At 65.0% G+C, this 16704-nt stretch carries 15 protein-coding genes; 3 read left to right on the forward strand and 12 right to left on the reverse strand.

Annotated elements, in window-relative coordinates; translation table 11 throughout:
* Positions 1-11: 11 nt before the first annotated feature.
* From FQK05_RS18065 to FQK05_RS18120, 12 genes are all read right to left on the reverse strand, one after another.
* Complete coding sequence (locus tag FQK05_RS18065) at positions 12-377, reverse strand: putative quinol monooxygenase (protein ID WP_158969446.1); 366 nt, start codon at positions 375-377, stop codon at positions 12-14.
* A 33-nt stretch (positions 378-410) separates the two neighbouring features.
* Positions 411-1250 carry an ABC transporter permease gene (locus FQK05_RS18070; protein ID WP_158969448.1) on the reverse strand — a complete coding sequence of 280 codons (840 nt, stop codon included), beginning with the start codon at positions 1248-1250 and terminating at the stop codon, positions 411-413.
* Between the two features lie 3 nt (positions 1251-1253).
* The gene (locus FQK05_RS18075) at positions 1254-2054 is read right to left on the reverse strand and encodes an ABC transporter ATP-binding protein (protein ID WP_158969450.1); all 801 of its coding nucleotides are present in this window, start codon (positions 2052-2054) and stop codon (positions 1254-1256) included.
* A gap of 15 nt (positions 2055-2069) precedes the next feature.
* A complete protein-coding gene (locus tag FQK05_RS18080) occupies positions 2070-3110 on the reverse strand; it encodes an ABC transporter substrate-binding protein (protein WP_158969452.1) in 1041 nt (346 codons plus the stop codon).
* A 96-nt stretch (positions 3111-3206) separates the two neighbouring features.
* Positions 3207-3734: an aromatic-ring-hydroxylating dioxygenase subunit beta gene (locus tag FQK05_RS18085; RefSeq protein WP_158969454.1), complete on the reverse strand. Its 528-nt coding sequence runs from the start codon at positions 3732-3734 to the stop codon at positions 3207-3209.
* Complete coding sequence (locus FQK05_RS18090) at positions 3731-5008, reverse strand: aromatic ring-hydroxylating oxygenase subunit alpha (RefSeq protein WP_158969456.1); 1278 nt, start codon at positions 5006-5008, stop codon at positions 3731-3733. The genes FQK05_RS18085 and FQK05_RS18090 overlap by 4 nt, the downstream gene beginning before the upstream one ends.
* Before the next feature lie 357 nt (positions 5009-5365).
* Positions 5366-6484: a tricarballylate utilization 4Fe-4S protein TcuB gene (tcuB, locus tag FQK05_RS18095; protein ID WP_158969458.1), complete on the reverse strand. Its 1119-nt coding sequence runs from the start codon at positions 6482-6484 to the stop codon at positions 5366-5368.
* The gene (tcuA, locus tag FQK05_RS18100; RefSeq protein ID WP_233270565.1) at positions 6477-7880 is read right to left on the reverse strand and encodes an FAD-dependent tricarballylate dehydrogenase TcuA; all 1404 of its coding nucleotides are present in this window, start codon (positions 7878-7880) and stop codon (positions 6477-6479) included. Before tcuA ends, tcuB begins: the two co-directional genes overlap by 8 nt.
* On the reverse strand, positions 7873-8880 hold the full coding sequence (locus FQK05_RS18105; protein ID WP_158969460.1) for an NADPH:quinone oxidoreductase family protein: 1008 nt from the start codon (positions 8878-8880) through the stop codon (positions 7873-7875). Before FQK05_RS18105 ends, tcuA begins: the two co-directional genes overlap by 8 nt.
* Positions 8877-9284: a PaaI family thioesterase gene (locus tag FQK05_RS18110; protein ID WP_158969462.1), complete on the reverse strand. Its 408-nt coding sequence runs from the start codon at positions 9282-9284 to the stop codon at positions 8877-8879. Before FQK05_RS18110 ends, FQK05_RS18105 begins: the two co-directional genes overlap by 4 nt.
* Positions 9284-10963, reverse strand: a complete 1680-nt coding sequence (locus FQK05_RS18115; protein ID WP_233270566.1) for a class I adenylate-forming enzyme family protein — start codon at positions 10961-10963, stop codon at positions 9284-9286. The genes FQK05_RS18110 and FQK05_RS18115 overlap by 1 nt, the downstream gene beginning before the upstream one ends.
* Before the next feature lie 159 nt (positions 10964-11122).
* The gene (locus FQK05_RS18120; protein WP_158969466.1) at positions 11123-12376 is read right to left on the reverse strand and encodes an amidase; all 1254 of its coding nucleotides are present in this window, start codon (positions 12374-12376) and stop codon (positions 11123-11125) included.
* 152 nt (positions 12377-12528) lie between these two features.
* Between FQK05_RS18120 and FQK05_RS18125 the strand changes: the two genes are divergently transcribed.
* The 3 genes from FQK05_RS18125 to FQK05_RS18135 all read left to right on the forward strand — a co-directional run bounded on the left by FQK05_RS18125 (position 12529) and on the right by FQK05_RS18135 (position 16700).
* Positions 12529-13434 carry a helix-turn-helix domain-containing protein gene (locus FQK05_RS18125; RefSeq protein WP_158969468.1) on the forward strand — a complete coding sequence of 302 codons (906 nt, stop codon included), beginning with the start codon at positions 12529-12531 and terminating at the stop codon, positions 13432-13434.
* 259 nt (positions 13435-13693) lie between these two features.
* On the forward strand, positions 13694-14683 hold the full coding sequence (locus tag FQK05_RS18130; protein ID WP_158969470.1) for a TAXI family TRAP transporter solute-binding subunit: 990 nt from the start codon (positions 13694-13696) through the stop codon (positions 14681-14683).
* Between the two features lie 76 nt (positions 14684-14759).
* Entirely contained in the window at positions 14760-16700 is a 1941-nt protein-coding gene (locus FQK05_RS18135; RefSeq protein ID WP_233270567.1) for a TRAP transporter permease, read from the forward strand.
* Positions 16701-16704: the final 4 nt, after the last annotated feature.

Raw genomic sequence — 16704 nt, forward strand, 5'->3', positions numbered from 1 at the left:
CGCTCCGGTCTTCAGGCCCGGTCGAGGATTTCCTGCGGGGTCGAAACCACCACCTCGACATAAAGCGGCTTCATCGACGCCGGGCCATCCGCCAGCAGCGGCGCGTAGTCGGGCTTCAGTTCGGCGATCAGGGGCAGGATTTCCTTGTGCTCGGCGATGCTTTTCCATTCGCCGATCAGGAAGAACCGGTTGGGATCGTCCGACGCCCGGCACAGCACGCCGTCACGGACCTGCGCGGGGGACTTGTGCATCGGGTTCTCGTCCGAATAGTCGAACTTTTCGAACCGCTTGATGAACTCGTCGCCCATCCCGTCCTTCACCTTGAAGTCAAAGATGTGGAGAATGTTGCCCTTGTCGGCAAGTGCGGTCATGGCCATGGGTTCTGGTCCTTCAGTTTGATATGGGTGGGATCACGCCTTGGCGTCGCTGGCGACGGGCTGTGCGACAGGTCCCTTGGCGGGCTTGGACGGGGCGGTCGGCCGGGCATGGCTGCGGCGGCTTTCGTGCCAGGGGATCAGCTTCGCCTCGGCATATTCCATCATGTAGTAAAGCGCGGTGCCGATGGCGGCCAAAACGATGATCGAGGCATAGACACGGTCGGTCCGGAAGGCGCCCTGCGACGACAGGATGACGAAGCCCAGGCCGTTCTGCGCGGCCACGAATTCGCCCACGATGGCCCCCACCAGTGCCAGCGAGATGGCGACCTTCATGCCGGCCAGGATCGACGGCATGGCATTGGGCAGGCGCAGCTTCATCAGCACCTTGAATTCGGACCCGCGCATGGCGCGGCCCAGGTCGATCAGGTCGGGATGAAGCGAGCGCAGGCCCAGCACCGTGTCGATGACGATGGCGAAGATGGAAATCAGGACGCCCATCGCGATCTTGGACGCGTTCCCCGTGCCCAGCCAGATGACGAAAAGCGGCGCCAGCGCCACCTTCGGCACGTTGTTGACCGTCACCAGCAGGGTATAGAGCGTCTTTTCCAGGAATTTCGAATAGACGATGCCGATGGCCATGCCGACGCCCGCGACGACGGAAATGGCAAAGGCGATCAGTGTATTGCCCAGCGTATGACCGCCGTGGCGCAGGTAGAGGCCGAAATTACCGAAAAGTTCACCCAGAACCTTGGGCACGGGTGGCAGGATGATCGGCTTGATGTCCAGCACCATCACGCAGGCCTGCCAGACGGCAAAGATGCCGACGATGGTCCAGACCTGCATCGGGATATAGGCCAGAGGGTTCTTCTTCATGGCTCAGGCCCTCCGGGCGCTGTGGCCGTCCAGCACGCCGCGCAGGTGGCGGGCGATGCGGCCGAATTCCGGTTCTTCCCGGATTTCAAGCGGACGGGGACGTTCGAAGGGAATTTCCGTAATGTCGACGATCCGGCCCGGCTTGTCGGAAATCACGACGACACGGTCCGACAGATAGACGGCTTCGTTGATCGAGTGGGTGACGAAGACGGCGGTCTTTTCCGGATCGGGCCACAGGGCCTGCAGTTCGAAATTCAGGTCGTCCCGGGTCAGCGCGTCCAGCGCGCCGAAGGGTTCGTCCATCAGCAGAAGCTGGGGATCGTCGATCATGGCGCGGCAGATCGCGGCGCGCTGGCGCATGCCGCCCGACAGTTCCCACGGGTTGCGATCCTCGAATTCTGCAAGACCGAAGGTGGCCAGCAGGTCCCTGGCCCGCTGATATGCGGCTTTGGTCCGGCGGCCCTTGAATTCCAGGGGCAACAGCACGTTTTCGATGATGGTGCGCCAGTTGACCAGAGCATCGCGCTGGAACACGAAGCCCAGGCCATCCAGCCCCCGACCCGGCAGCCAGATGCTGCCCTGGGTCGGGTCTTCAAGCCCCGCGATCATGCGCAGAAGCGTCGTCTTCCCGCAGCCCGAAGGGCCCAGCAGGCTGATGAATTCACCCTTGCGCACGTCCAGGTTTACCAGGTCGAGTGCCGTCACCGCACCGTCGCCAGAGCCGTAGGTCTTGCCCACGCCGTCGATCTCGATGGCGTAACGCGGGTGCGTTTCGGGGGCGGGTGCGGTGAGGGTCTCGGTCATGGTCCCTTGGTCTTCTTACTGGCCGACGATGCTGCGGCCGTAGTCGGCATCGTTGTAGGTGGTGGCGATGTAGTCCGCCGGATCGGTGCTGGCGTCGATGATGCCGGCGGCCTTCATCTCTTCCAGGACGGTGGCCCATTCCTCGACCGACATGGTGCCGGGGAAGGCGCCGTCGCCGGCATAATAGGGCTTGTTCAGGTTGAATTCGGACACCAGCCGTTCGACCGAGGTCGGCGCGTCGGGGCGCTGTGCCATCACCGCTTCGGCGGCTTCCTGTTCATGGCCGTCCAGGATGTATTCCCAGGCTGCCGAAACCACCGAGGTGAAGCGCTTGATCGCGTCGCCCTTGTCGGCCAGCGAATCCGTGTTGGCGATGATGCCGAAGGCCGGCAGGTTCAGGCCGTGATCGGCAAACAGGAAGTAATCCGAGTCACGCTCTTCTTCGACGTGGGGCATGTCGCCCGGCACGGTGGTGATGAAGGCATCGGCATTGCCGGTGGCATAGGAAGAGATCTTGGCCGACGCCTCGACGCCCACCAGTTCGATGTCCGACGGGTCGATGCCGTTCATCTTGAAGAAGGGTTCGATGAAGGGCGTTTCGAAGGACCCGGGCGTGTAGATGACGGTCTTGCCCTTCAGGTCTTCCAGCGTCTCGATGCCGGCATCCTCGGCATATATGATCCCCAGCGGGCTTTTCGCCATGTAGGAGGCAAGCGCCGTCACGTCGAGGCCCGCGGCCGCACCCACGGCTGCAGACGACAGCGCGGCATGGCCCAGGTCGAACTGGCCGGTCCCGACCAGGTTGACGGTAGTGGTGGATCCGTTGCCGTCCTCGATCATCACGTCAAGGCCGGCATCCTTGAACCAGCCCTTCTCGACCGCCAGATGCAGCGGCAGGTGGGCGACGAAGGCGGTCCATTCCAGGCGCATCGTCAGCGGATCGAGGTCCTGCGCCCTGGCCGCACCCGGGATCGAGGCCAGCGGCAGCATCGCGGCCAGGCCGGCCAGCAACGTCCGCCGGCCGAACCGGCCGGAAAGGAAGGAATGTCTGGTCATTGCACGTCTCCTTGTTGGCCAGTCTGGCCGGTCCAGTCCTGGTCGATTTTTTCTTGTTGTGAGTGGTGGCCCGGACGGGCCGGGGTCGTTTCGAGTTTAAGGCGGAAACACGACGCTGACCGGCACGCAGACCGTGTCGTAAAGCGCGCAGCGTTCCTTCAGCAGAAGCGTTTCGCCATCCAGCGCGAACCGGTCGTGATAGCTGCCGACCTGCAGGATCCGGGTCGGTTCATCCACATGGGTTTCGAAGATGACATAGTTGGACCGGGCCGACAGGATGTTGCCCTCCAGCCCAAGGATACGGGTGTTCGTCACCTGGTGCTTGCTGTAGCGGGGGCCGAACATCTCGGTATTCTCGATCGCATAGGCCCGGTCCTTCAGCATCCCCCGGCCGTTGCAGTACATCAGCGACAGCGGCAGCCCGGCTTCGGCATTGTCCCGCGCCAGCAGGCGATAGACGCCGTCTTCGGTGAAGAAATCGGGCCAGTCCGCGATCCGCCCGGCATCCAGCACCTCGGCATAGAGGCTGTTGAACTCCTCGACCAGGAAGGTCAGGCGGAGGCGTTCGTCGACCGGCAGGGTCGAAATCACGGAAACGGGTGGCTCCATCTCGGCGATGTTCACAGGCCCATCTCCTTGCGATACCACGCGTACATGCCGCGCAGGGCACGGTCGGTGATGACGGTGTCGTCGGGCTCGTCGTCCTTGCCCAGAGGGATGACCCCGTCGCGTTCCGACCCGCGCAACGCGCCGTCGGACACGAACTTGATCACCTCGTTGTCGTCGATCCCGATGAACCCGCCCGGGCCGAAGATGTTGTTCTGTTTCAGCCGGTGTTCCTGCATCGCCTCGTCATCGTCGGCATAGCCGTAGCTGGCCCAGATCAGCATGAACTTGTCCGGCCCCATCGGCACGATCTGCCGGGCGGAAAAGATGTTGGTCTGCCGGATCAGGATCATGTTCGGCCAGATCGTCAGCGCATTCGACGTCCAGGGGCTGTCGGATTCCTTGACGATGTTCAGCACAGACGGATCTTCCAGCTGCATCGCCGAATGGAAGGACCCGATTTCGGCCGTGGTCTCGTCGTTTTCGGGGCGGCCTTCAGGGCGGCGGTTGCAGGTCGCGCTGTGGCGGCCGGCCTCGTCGGTGATCACGAATGTCTCGTTCGATGCCACGAACAAGCCGAAGGTCGTCAGGTAGGTGTGCAATAGCGTGGCGTGGTACGTGTCCTTCAGGTTTTCCTGGTACAACTTCCAGTTGCCTTCCAGGATGTTCCGGTGGACCCCCAGCAGCCGCAGCGGACGTCCGTCCATCGCGGTGTCGAACTGTTCCAGCATCTGCGGACCCAGATAGTCTTCGAAGGGTTCCATGTCGTCATGGGCCGACACGAAGATCGCACCGTTGCGCGTCGTGACGTTCAGGCGGCGCAGCGAATTCGCCCCCATATCGAAGTCCTTGGGCATGCCGCCCTTGCCCTTCACGCCACGGCGGAACGGGACCGACTGCAGGCTGCCGTCCAGACCATAGTTCCACTGGTGGTACGGGCAGGTAAAGCTTTCGGCCTTGCCGCGATAGCTGCGGCAGAACTCGGCGCCGCGATGGGCACAGCGGTTTTCGAAGGCGCGGATCACGCCTTCCTCGTCGCGGACGACGATGATCGGCATGGATCCCAGATAGGACCGGATGAAGCTGCCGACTTCGGGCACCTCGACTTCCAGTCCGGCATAGTTCCAGGTGCGGCCCTGGAAGATGCGCTGCTGTTCCAGCTCGGCGATGTATTCGTCCGTATAGATCCACTCGGGCACATGGTGGGGATCTTCCGGCCACGTGTAGTCCTTCAGCCGTTCGGCATCCGGGGCAACCTTCGAGCGGTCGGGGAATTGGGTCATGTTGCCCATGGCAGTCCTCCGCATCGGTACGCCCGTCCAGAACGGTCGGGCGGCCTGTCGTTCCGGGATCAGACTGCGGCCCGCAAAACGTCCTGTCAAAGCAAACCGTACGAATTTTGAAACTTTTCGTATTTTTGGTGAGGCTGAGCAAATCTTATGCGCACCCACCCCATGACCTCGCCCATTCCGTGTGGGTTGCCGAAGAATCAGGCGAATTCTTGAGAAACGGAGATGGAAACGGGGCCGCACCGACCCTGCATCCTGCCGGGACCGGTGCAGATTCGCCGCGCTCGGCGCACGGGCGGATCAAATGTAAAATTTCCGGAACAAGTACCGAAAACAGAACGTCCCGACCGCGATACGCGATCAATGACCGGCGCGGCGCTGCTCCCACGCGTTTCGGGCCAGGGCCATGCCGCGATAGATGCCGTGCACGAACTTGCCATAGGGCATGGTCAGAAACAGCGTCATCACCGCACCCAGATGCAGGACCAGCATCGGCCCCATCGCAGGGGTGTGACGCAGGAAGGCCAGCAGCAGCCCGGTCAGACCCGTCGCGAACAGCATCGCGATGAAGGCCACGTCCATGCCGCGGCTTTCGGTGTCCCACAGATGGGCCGGGCGCTTCATCTTGGCCAGGAACAGGCCCACCGGCCCCACGACCAAACCGATACCGCCCAGCGTGCCCAGCACGACGGGCAGATCCCAATAGGGATAGGGCGCCTCGCGCCCCAGCAGGTAGTGGTACAGCGTCGCGATGCAGGTCGCGGCAAAGCACAGGCCGAAGCCATAGAAGGTAAGATGGTGCCACAGCTTGCGCGGATCGCCCCCCTGCCCTTCGTTCCCGGCACAGCCCGGCCCGCCCCCGTCCAAATGGGTTAGCCGCGCGGCCTGGTGCCCGGCGCGCGCCAGGTCGATCGCGGCGGGCGCCCCGCCCGCCAGATCGCGCCAGAAGGCCAGCGCCCCCATGCCGATAGCCACCAGCATGTACAGGAACGCGGCCCCGAACAGCGCCGCCATCACGTTGTGGGGCATCAGGGCATAAAAGTTCTCGGGGTGCAGATAGGCGGTGAACAGGTCGCCGCCATGGACCACGATCATGCCCAGCAGGAAGGCCGAGACGACGACCAGGAAACCCAGCCCGATCCACAAGCCGTTTCGCCTGAACACCGGCTGCAGCGCGGCGGGCCAGGCGTATTCGGCGTAGCTGTCGTTCCTGACCTTCGCCAGAACCTGGGGCACGTTCACGTCGAATTCGTGCGGGGGCGAAAACTGGCACGCATCGTGGCAGGCCCCGCAGTTGTGGCAGAGGTTGGCAAGATAGCGCAGGTCCGCGTCGTGGAAGGCACGGCGCAGTTCCATCGCCGGGAAGACCGGACAGATCCCTTCGCAATAGCGGCAGGAATTGCAGACCGTCATCAGGCGGTCGGCCTCGGCCAGCATCGGCGTGGCGTGGGGCAGGATGGGTGCTCCGGCGTCAGACATGGGCCGCGGCCTCCTCTCCGGCGATGCGCCCGAAGACGCTGCCGATTGTCATGCCGATCCCGGCGGCATAGCCCTGCCCCAACACGTTTCCGGCCATGATCTCGCCCGCTGCGAACATGTTGTCGCTGGGCGTGCCGTCGGCCATCAGGATCCGCGCCTGCGCGTCCACCCGGACGCCCAGATAGGTGAAGGTGATCCCCGGCCGTACAGGATAGGCATAGAAAGGCGCGGATTCGATCTTCTGCGCCCAGTTCGTCTTGTCGATGTCCAGCCCCTCGGTCCGGTTCCCGTCGGGTTCCGTGTGATCGAAGGGCTTGCCACCCACGACATGAGCGTTGAAGCCTTGGATCTCGGCCATGAAGGCCACGGGATCCAGGTCCAGCTTCGTGGCCAGTTCGGCCAGCGTCGGAGCAGAGATCGGCGGGTAAAGCGACGGCATGAACCGTTCCAGGTTTGGCGCATCGAAGACGATATAGGCGATCTGGTCGGGCTGGTTCGCCACCAACCGGCCCCAGATGGCATAGCGCTTGGGCCAGATATCTTCGCCCTCGTCATAGAAACGCTTGGCGTGCTTGTTCACAACGACCCCGAAGACGACACAGTCCAGCCGGGTGATGATGCCCCCATCGAACTTCGGCGCACGGGCGTCGATGGCCACGGCGTGGCATTGGGTCGGGTCGCCGATCTGCTGCATGCCGCCGTCGATCAGCATCCGCGTGACCGTGCCCCGGTTATAGGGCGTGCCGCGGATCAGGAAGTTCTCCGCCTTCTCACCCCAGCCTTCCTTCAACCATTCGACATTCGCCTCGAACCCGCCGCAGGCCGCTACGAAGACCGGAGTTTCCACGCGATGATCCGCACCGCCCTGGCGCACGGTCAGTGCCCGGCAGGTGCCCCCGTCGATATCCAGGCCCACGACTTCGGCATCATAGGCAATGTCCACCCCAAGGCTTTCGGCCGTGCGGTAAAGCGTGTTCAACATCGACCGACCGCCACCCAGGAAGAAGGAATTGGTCCGCCCAAGGCTGAGCGTTCCGCCCAGCGAGGGCTGAAACCGCACGCCCTGCTCCTGGATCCAGGTCAACATGTCCTTGGACAGGTGGATCATGTGCCGCGCCAGCGTCTGGTCGGTGTTGCCGCCGGTGACGCGCAGCAGGTCGTCGAAGAACTCCTCCTCGGTATAGGGCCCGGTCAGTGTGTCGGTGGCGTGGTCATGGGCGCAGCGCATGTTGCGGGTATGACGTGTGTTGCCGCCGCGATAGAATTTCGGTGCAGCTTCCAGCACCAGCACGCGCTTGCCCGCCCGCCGCGCGGCGATGGCCGCGCAAAGCGCGGCATTGCCCCCGCCGGCCACGATCACGTCGCGGGGCACCAGGAAATCGACGGCATCAGTCACGGGGCGGCACCAGCAAGACGCGGCCCCTGGCCTTGCGGGACAGAAGATCGTCCAGCGCCGTAGCCCAGTCCTTCAGCGGGTAATGCACCCGCGACCCGGCCTTGATCCGGCCTTCGGCGGCCAGCGAGAGGATTTCGGTAAAGGCGTCCTGCATCAGTTCGGGCATCCGTTTGCGATAGTCCGAAACCTGGATACCAGAGACTTCCATGTTCTTCAGCATCAGGTAGTTCGCCTTCACCTCGGGGATGCGACCCGCGGCAAAGCCCACCACCACGACCCGGCCGCGCCAGGCCACGGTCCGCAGGGCGGCGTCGAAGACGTCGCCTCCGACGGGATCGATCACCACATCGGCGCCCTTGCCACCGGTCTGGGCAAAGACCTGTTCGCGGAAGGAATTGCGCAGATCCGGCTGCGACAGGTCGACGATGCCGTTTGCCCCGGCCTCCATCACCTCGGCCGCGCGATCGGGGGAGGACACGGCCGCCAGCACCTTCACGCCACGGGCCCGGGCCAGCTGGATCGCGGCATTGCCAACGGCGCCGGTGGCGCCCAGGACCAGGACGGTTTCGCCATCCGCCAGGCGCCCGCGTTCGAAAAGCGACACCCAGGCGGTGTCAAAGGCCAGCGACAGCACGGCCGCGTCTTCGCAGCTGACACCATCGGGCAGCTTATAGGCGGTGATGGCCGGCACGATAGCCGCACCCGCGTAGCCGCCGCTTTCCGCCATTGCCAGCACCCGGTCGCCGGGGGCAAAATCCGTCACGTCGGGCCCCACCGCCAGAACGGTTCCGGCCGGACCCTTTCCGGGGGTAAACGGACGTTCGGGCAGGAACTGGTACTTGCCGGTGAAGACCAGCGTGTCGACGAAGTTCGCCGGGACGAAGTCGACCTCGATCAGAAGCTCCCCTGCTCCGGGCTCCGCAAGGGTCACATCCCGGAAATCGGCGGCTTCGATGGGGCCGAAATCGTCGATGACGACAGCCTTGGTGGTGATGCTCATTGCGCACCTCCGGTATTGGTGAAATTTCCCCGGGCGATGGCCACAAGGCTATTGTCGGCGTGGATCTCGACATCGACGCGCAGCAGCGACCGGCCCAGCCGCCGGACCGTCGCCGTGGCGATCAGATCGACCGGCGACGCGGGGCGCAGATACTCGATGTGCAGCCCGATAGTGGGTGTCCGGCCCCCGGTCGCGATGGCCGACACGGCGTAGCCTGCGACATCGGCCAGACTGGCCAGGATCCCGCCGTGAAAGAGGTAGGGATCGGTGCCGCCCGCCAGTTCCGGCCGGAACGGCAGTGCGACCTGGACCCGGTCCGGCTCGACCGTGACCGCGCGCAGGCCCAGCCAGGCATTGAAGGGCGGGCGGGTCAGTTCCTCGGTCAGGCGGGCCAGCGGATCCATCACGCGGCCCCGGAGAACCGCACCGGCACCGGCTTCAACCGGCCCGCGTCGATATCCGGCAACAGCGCGCGTTTCAGCATCTTGCCCGAGGCAGAAAGCGGGATTTCGTCCACCTCCAGATAGTATTCCGGCATGTCGTATTTCGACAGGCCCGCGTCATGCAGGTGTGTCAGAACGTCCTGCGGATCCAGGCCCCCGTTCTTGGGCATGACCACAAGGCAGACCTTTTCGCCCAGCCGTTCGTCCCTGACGCCCAGGGCCGCAACCCGCTCGACACCGGGATGGCGCATGGTCAGCTGTTCGATCCGCGCGGGGTGGATGTTGTGACCGCCGCGGATGATGATTTCCTTCAGGCGGCCCGTCAGCGTCAGATAGCCGTCCTCGTCCATCCGGCCCAGGTCGCCGGTCATGAACCAGCCATTGGCGTTGAAGGCCCGTTCGGTCGCGTTCTGGTCGTCGAAATAGCCCATCATCAGGCTGGCCCCGCGCCCGCCGATATGGCCGATCTCGCCCGCCGGCAGTTCGCGGTTCGGGTCGTCGATCGCAAAGACCTTCACCTCGTAACCCGGACAGGCCCGGCCCGAGGTGCCCACCACCCGTTCCGGCGCATCGCCGGGATGGGTGTAATGGTGCGAACAGGCCTCGGTCATGCCATAGCCGGACTGCGGGGTGATGCCATGCGTCAGCAGCCGTTCGACCACCCAGCCCGGCACCGCCGCACCGGAAATGCGAAAGCCCTTCAGGTCCGGCAGCACCGGGCGGGCGGTTTCGGTCTCGATCTCGACCAGCAGGTCCATTGCGTGGGCCGGCACACCGAACAGGAACGTGGCCCCCAGTTCGCGCAGCCGCGGCAGCAGGGCCTGGCCCCGGGGCAGATCGTGGATCACCAGCTCTCCCCCGCTCAGAAGAGTCAGGACCAGCGCGCCAAAGCCCAGATTGTGGCTGAGCGGACCAAGGGTGTAGGTCACGCTGTCCGCGTCGAAGCCCCAGTCGGCGGCGATGGCGCGGGCATTGGCCAACAGCGTGTTCGACGAGTGCATTACGCCCTTCGGCTCTCCCGTCGTGCCGGACGTGAAGGCGAGGTAGACGATATCGGTCCCTGTGCGCGACGCGGGTTCTGCGCCTTCGCCCAGGTCCAGCGCCGTGGCGATGTCGTCCGCGGTCCGGGCGGCGGGACGCGACAGCAGGCAGGTATAGGCCAGGTCCGCGATCTCTGCCGCGCCTTTCAGGATATCGTGGCGGTCGGCATCGGCGCCGAAGCCGGCCTCGACCACCAGGGCGCGGGCGCGCATCCGACCCAGAAGGATGCAGATTTCGCCCACGGTGTGATTGCGGTGCAGCGACGGGCACAGGACGAAGCCCCCGGCGGCACAGGCCGACAGAAGGACCGCAAGCTCGGCACGGCTGCTGATCCAGGCGGCGACCCGATCTCCGGGCTTCAGACCCGCGGCGGCCAGGCGGGCCGCAAGGCCTCTGGCCAGATCGGCCAGATCGCCGTAGGTCAGCGCGATGCCCTGATCCCGCACGGCAATGGCATCCGGCCGGGTGGCGGCCCGGTTCAGTACACAGTCGTGAATGGTGTCGTCGGACCAGAAGCCGGCCTTGGTGAAGTCAGCGACCATATCGGGCGTCAACCGGGTAAGCATGTTCTGGGGGGAACGAGGCTGATCTGCTGCCATCTGGCCCTCTTGTTCGGGATCGGGGCGATGCCCGACTAGAGTTCCATTTCTGGTACTTCACCCCCCGTATCGTTTCAATAATAAAATGCCGGGACAAAAAATTCCGTTTCCTGAACGGCGCCCGTGCCTATTTCCGCGGCTGCTCCAAGGCCGGCACGCTCAGCTTCGCAGCGTCTCCAGCCAGCGGGCGGCGTCCAGAAGTTGAAGATCGCTCCAGGGACGCGCCACAAGTTGCACGCCCAACGGAAGGCCCCCCGTGCCGGTGCCGAAGGTCACGGTCACGGCCGGGCAGCGCAGGGTGCTCCACAATTCCTGCAAGCGCGGGTCGCCGGTGGACCCCAGCCCCACTGGCGCCACGCCGGGTGTGACGGCGGTCAACAGGATGGCATGGTCGCCGAACAGTGCATCCAGGTCGGCCCGGGCCCGGTCCAGCGCGGCGGCCGCAGCGATGTAGGACGCGCCGTCCACGGTCAGCCCGCGGGAAAAGACTTCCTGCGATTCGGTGCGGGCGCTGCCGATGGCCCCGGCCCAGCCTTCCATGTTCGCGGCACGCTCGAAGGCGTTAACCAGCCTGCGATGGGCCGTCAGGGCGGCGAATTCCTGGGGAAGCGGCACATCGGCAACCCGCGCGCCCGCCCTGGAAAAAGCCTGCGCGGCGGCCTCGACCACACGTGCTGCCTCTTCGGAAACGGTGTCCCACAGATGCGTACGGCACAGGCCCACCGACGGCACCGTTTCAGGGGCAGAGGGGACGGGCAGGCGCATCATGGCGGCGTGCACCTCGGCCAGGTCATTGGCGGAACGGGCAATCACGCCCACGGTGTCGAAGCCATGGGCGGCCGGCAGCATGCCCGAAATGGGCCACGACCCAAAGGTCGGCTTGAACCCCGCAACACCGCAAAAGGCGGCCGGACGCATGACGGATCCCCCGGTCTGGGTGCCCAAGGCAAAGGTCGCCATACCCGCCGCCACCGCCGCGGCCGACCCGCTGGACGATCCGCCCGGCGTGCGCGACGGGTCCTTCGGATGACAGGTGGCGGCAGGTGCCGTGCCCGCGAATTCCGCCGTCGCGGTCTTGCCCAGGACGATGCCCCCGGCATGGCGCAGCCGCGCCACCGACCCCGCGTCGAAGGGCGGCTGGTAGTCGCTGTAAAGTGTACTGCCCTGTTCGGTCGGCATGTCGGCAGTATCCAGCACGTCCTTCACGCCAAAGGGAATTCCGGCAAGCGGCCCCGCGGGTCGGGCCAGTGCCGCCTGCCGCGCGCCATCCGCGTCGACATGGACATAGGCGCCGATCCCGGCGTCCAGCGCGGCGATCCGGTCCAGGTGCGCCTCGACCACCTGCGGCACCGACAGACGGCCACTGCCGATCTCGGTCCGAAGGGTGGCAATGTCGGCCTGGGTCACGTCCATGACAGAATCCTGTATCAGTTCCGTTTCTGGTACGGTTTCCGGCATTCCGCCCGGACGCAAGCGAAATGCGTTCCGGTGCCGGTTCCGATTGCCCAGGCGCGCCGCATTTGCTTCATTCCCGGAAACGATACAAAATCAGGCGAGGGTCCACCGTGACAGTGCAATACGAGGAAATCGGCAAGCGGCTGCGCGCCTTTCGCCTGGGATCGGGCATGAGCGCCGAGGAAGTGGCCCGCCGCATCGGCATCTCTCGCACCGCGGTCTATCGCTTCGAGAAGGGCGAAGTGGTCAAGATCGAGGCGCTGACCGGTCTGGCCGACCTGCTGAACGTCTCTCTGGCCACGCTGCTGGGCGTGGAAATCGAATATATCCCGTCCGCCGTGACCTATTTCGAACGGCTGCGGCAGCTGGAGACCGAGGCGAACCAGATCATCGTGCTGGCCGGGCCGATCTCGTTCCTGCTGGCGTCCGACACGTTCCACGAGGCGCTGGAACGGCTGCTGAAGGAAAGCGTGCCCGAAGGCGCCGACCACCGGGAACGGACGCTGGCGGATATCGACCGGATCGTCGAAATCCTCCATGAAAGAAAGCGGAACTACCTGTCGCGACGCCCCACCATCGTCAACCTGATGTCGGCCCATGACATCGTGCGGCTGCTGCGGTCAGGCTTTGTCGGCCAGCCCTTCGTGCCGCCCGACGATCTGGAAGAACGCCGCGCCCGGGCACGTCACGAGGTGATGCACTTCATCGAACTGATCGAAAGCGAGCCGATCGGCATCCAGGTCGGCCTGATCACCGGCACCCTGCCCCACACCAGTTTCCAGATCTTCCGCAAGGGTGACGCCAAGACCCTGTCGATCAGCCCGTTCCGCCTGGGGGAACAGCCCAATGTCCGCCTTGGCGTGGCCACGATCACCAATACATCCGAGGCCATCGCACTGCACGAAGGCATCGTCGACCAGATGTGGCGCGAGGCGCTGAAAGGCCGCGAGGCCGCCAATTACCTGCGCGGCCTGCTGGAGGCCGTCGACCGCGAAAACGGCCGCATCACCAACTGAGTCCCCCCAAGGGACTATGGGTTGCCCGAGTTTTGGGCAATCCAGCCGCCATTTCGGGCGAGGCAGACCGCGCTCAACCCCCGCGGGCAGCCCACAAAAGATAATTTGTACCATTTTTGAGATTTCTCTGGGCCAGGGTCCAATCCTGTGCTTCGCTGAAGTCGAGACATGGAATGTTCATGTCCCACTCCGCCATCGGAGCCATCGAACCCGCCAGATTTCCAGGCGGGCACAAATGACACTCAGACAGGGTTGGAATATGAAATTCTCCGCGATTGCCACCACCACGGCACTGTGCCTCGGCACTGCCATCGCTGCGCCCGCCATGGCACAGGACATCAACGAATCGGTCTGCGGTGCCAGCCCGGGCGGCCTTTGGTCGCTGGTCGGAACCGGCCTGGATGCCGCCGTTAAGGAAGAGCGTCCGGGATCGACCATCACCTACCAGACCTCGTCGGGCGGGCTGGCCAACGTGGTGCAGGTCACCAAGGGCACCTGCGCGCTTGGCATGGCCAATGATGGAGACCTGGCCTTTGCCAGCGCCGGCACCGAACCCTTCAAGGCCCCGGTCGAAGGCCTGCGTGCCCTTGCCGTCCTTTATGACTGGGCGCCGGTCTGGTGGATCGCCCGCCGCGACTTCGCCGAGGAATACGGGCTGGAAGACCTGTCCGACCTGGCAGAAAAGAAGCCGCCGGTCCGCCTGGTCTTCAACCGCCGCGGGCTGCTGACCTCGGCCATCACGGAATCCACGCTGGAGGCGCTTGGCGTCAGCCTGGACGATATTGAGGACTGGGGCGGTTCGGTCCAGTTCCAGGCATCGGGGGAACAGACCGGACTGATGCGCGACGGCCGGGTCGACCTCCTGGCCAACACGCTGTTCGAAGGCCATTCGTCGCTGACGCAGATGTCCGAGGCGGTGGACCTGAAACTGCTGGCCGTGCCGGACGATGCCGCCGCCGCGGTGATCGAGACCTACAAGCTGAAGCCCTGGACCATCTCGGCCGATGCGAACCCTGGCGGGGACGGCGACGTCAAGACCGTCACCACCTCGATCATCCTGTTCGCGACCCAGGATCTGGACGACGACACCGCCTATGCCGTGACCAAGGCGATGCTGGACCATCCCGATGCGATGGCGGCCGTCAGTTCGGCCATGTCGCGGTTCGCGCCGGCGGGCATGATCGATCAGGACGTGGTTCCGTTCCACGAAGGCGCCATCCGCGCCTACAAGGAGGCCGGTCTGATGTGACCCGGCCTGCCCCTGCCGACCTCTCCCCCCGCAGGGGCACCCCGTTTCCCACGCCAGCCACGATCAGATCGCACGCATGACCCAAGACCGCCCCTCGCCCATGTCCAGACTTCTTGCCGCCAGCGTGGGAACCGGCCCGCGCCGCGATCTTGAAGGCCGACTGGGTTTGGCGATCAAGGGTTTCGCCGTGCTGACCGCGCTTTACACCGTCTATGCGGCGACGATGTCGACCTGGGACGTGCTGGCCCGGACCATTGTCTTTCTGTGCCTGATGCTGTGCATGCTGTTCCTGGTGGTCGGATCCGGCCCAAACGCGCGCACCGACCGGCCCACTGTCCCCGATCTGTTCCTGGCGGCCTTCAGCCTGGCCTGCCTGGCCTTCTTCACCATCGAGATGGAGGAGATCGCCCAGCGGATCACGCTTTTCGACCCGATGCCCCTGTCCTACTGGATCTTCGGCTATGGCCTGCTAGCCCTGTCGATCGAGGCCGCGCGCCGCACCGTCGGTCCGGGCCTGACGCTGCTGGCGCTGGCCTTCATGGCCTATAACCTCTGGGGTCACAATTTCGACGGACCGCTGAAGCACGGTCTGATCACATTCGAACACTTCCTGGACGTGACGATGTTCACGACCGACGGCGTCTTCGGCGCGCCGATCCAGGTGACGGCGACCTATGCCTTCCTGTTCGTGATGTTCGGCACGCTTCTGGAAAAGGCCGGCGGCGGCGCGTTCTTCTTCAATATCGCGGCCGCCCTGACCGGTCGCCAGGTGGGCGGTCCGGCCAAGGTGGCCGTCGTTTCCTCCGGCCTGTTCGGGATGCTGTCCGGCAGCCCCACGGCAGACGTGGTCACCACCGGGTCCGTCACCATCCCCGTCATGAAGCGTCTGGGCTATTCGCCGACGCTGGCCGGCGCGGTGGAGGTGGCGGCCTCGACCGGCGGGTCGATCCTGCCGCCCGTAATGGGGGCCGCCGTGTTCATCATGGCGGAATTCACGGCGATCCCCTACCTGACCATCGTCTTCGCGGCGGCGGCTTCGGCGATCCTTTATTACATGACCGTCTTCCTGCAGGTCGACCTTCGGTCGCGCAAGGAAGGCGTGGGCACGCTTGACCCGTCGACCCTGCCCCGCGTCGGCGCAGCCTTTGCCGCCGGCTGGATGTTCCTGATCCCGCTCGGTGTCCTCTGCACCGCGCTGGTGATGCACTACAGCCCGACCTATGTGGCACTTTACGGCACGGCGGCGCTGCTGCTGACCTGGCTGGTGCGCTGGCGAACCTTCACCCTCGGAGCGTTGTTTGACGGAATCGCCCAGACGACGCTGTCGATGGTCGCCGTGACCGGCGCCTGTGCCGCTGCAGGGATGGTGATCGGCGGCATCACAATGACCGGACTGTCGGGCAAGGTTTCGGAACTGCTGGTCCTGATCGCCGGGTCGAACGAGCTTTTAACGCTGATCTTCGCCGCGATGATGACGATCCTTCTGGGCATGGGGATGCCCACGCCCGCGGCCTATGCGCTGGCGGCCGCACTGGTCGCGCCCACACTGGTCGCCGATTATGGCTATAGCCTGATGCAGGCGCACATGTTCCTTCTGTACTTCGCCGTGCTGTCTGCCATGACCCCGCCGGTTGCCGTCGCCGCCTATGCCGCGTCGGGCATTGCCGGGGCCAACCCCGTTTCCATCGCCGGGCAGGCCTGCAAGCTGGCGGTGGCCGCCTTCGTCCTGCCCTTCGCCTTCATGTACGCGCCGGGTCTGCTGCTGCAGGCGTCCCCCGTATTTATCGTGCTGGACATCCTGCGGGCGCTGGTGCTGGTCCTGGCCATGGCCGTCGCTGCCGAAGGATACTGGCGCGCACCCATCCCGGGGCTGGGCCGGCTGGCGCTGGCCCTTGGCGGGCTGGCGATGATTTCGCCCCAGCCGCCGATCGTCGCGGCCGGGCTGGTGCTTCTGGCGATCGGCGTCATGATGGCCCGCAACACCAGTATTGCCGCCGCATCCGTGGCGAAGGACTGAAGAC

The organism is Chachezhania sediminis (assembly GCF_009765275.1).
GTDB classification, from domain to species: domain Bacteria; phylum Pseudomonadota; class Alphaproteobacteria; order Rhodobacterales; family Rhodobacteraceae; genus Chachezhania; species Chachezhania sediminis.

Bases quoted from the DNA above. Each gene is read 5' to 3' on its own strand.
- FQK05_RS18065 (WP_158969446.1), bottom strand. From the start codon at position 377: ATGGCCATGACCGCACTTGCCGACAAGGGCAACATTCTCCACATCTTT.
- FQK05_RS18070 (WP_158969448.1), bottom strand. From the start codon at position 1,250: ATGAAGAAGAACCCTCTGGCCTATATCCCGATGCAGGTCTGGACCATC.
- FQK05_RS18075 (WP_158969450.1), bottom strand. From the start codon at position 2,054: ATGACCGAGACCCTCACCGCACCCGCCCCCGAAACGCACCCGCGTTAC.
- FQK05_RS18080 (WP_158969452.1), bottom strand. From the start codon at position 3,110: ATGACCAGACATTCCTTCCTTTCCGGCCGGTTCGGCCGGCGGACGTTG.
- FQK05_RS18090 (WP_158969456.1), bottom strand. From the start codon at position 5,008: ATGGGCAACATGACCCAATTCCCCGACCGCTCGAAGGTTGCCCCGGAT.
- tcuB (WP_158969458.1), bottom strand. From the start codon at position 6,484: ATGTCTGACGCCGGAGCACCCATCCTGCCCCACGCCACGCCGATGCTG.
- FQK05_RS18105 (WP_158969460.1), bottom strand. From the start codon at position 8,880: ATGAGCATCACCACCAAGGCTGTCGTCATCGACGATTTCGGCCCCATC.
- FQK05_RS18110 (WP_158969462.1), bottom strand. From the start codon at position 9,284: ATGGATCCGCTGGCCCGCCTGACCGAGGAACTGACCCGCCCGCCCTTC.
- FQK05_RS18115 (WP_233270566.1), bottom strand. From the start codon at position 10,963: ATGGCAGCAGATCAGCCTCGTTCCCCCCAGAACATGCTTACCCGGTTG.
- FQK05_RS18120 (WP_158969466.1), bottom strand. From the start codon at position 12,376: ATGGACGTGACCCAGGCCGACATTGCCACCCTTCGGACCGAGATCGGC.
- FQK05_RS18130 (WP_158969470.1), top strand. From the start codon at position 13,694: ATGAAATTCTCCGCGATTGCCACCACCACGGCACTGTGCCTCGGCACT.
- FQK05_RS18135 (WP_233270567.1), top strand. From the start codon at position 14,760: ATGACCCAAGACCGCCCCTCGCCCATGTCCAGACTTCTTGCCGCCAGC.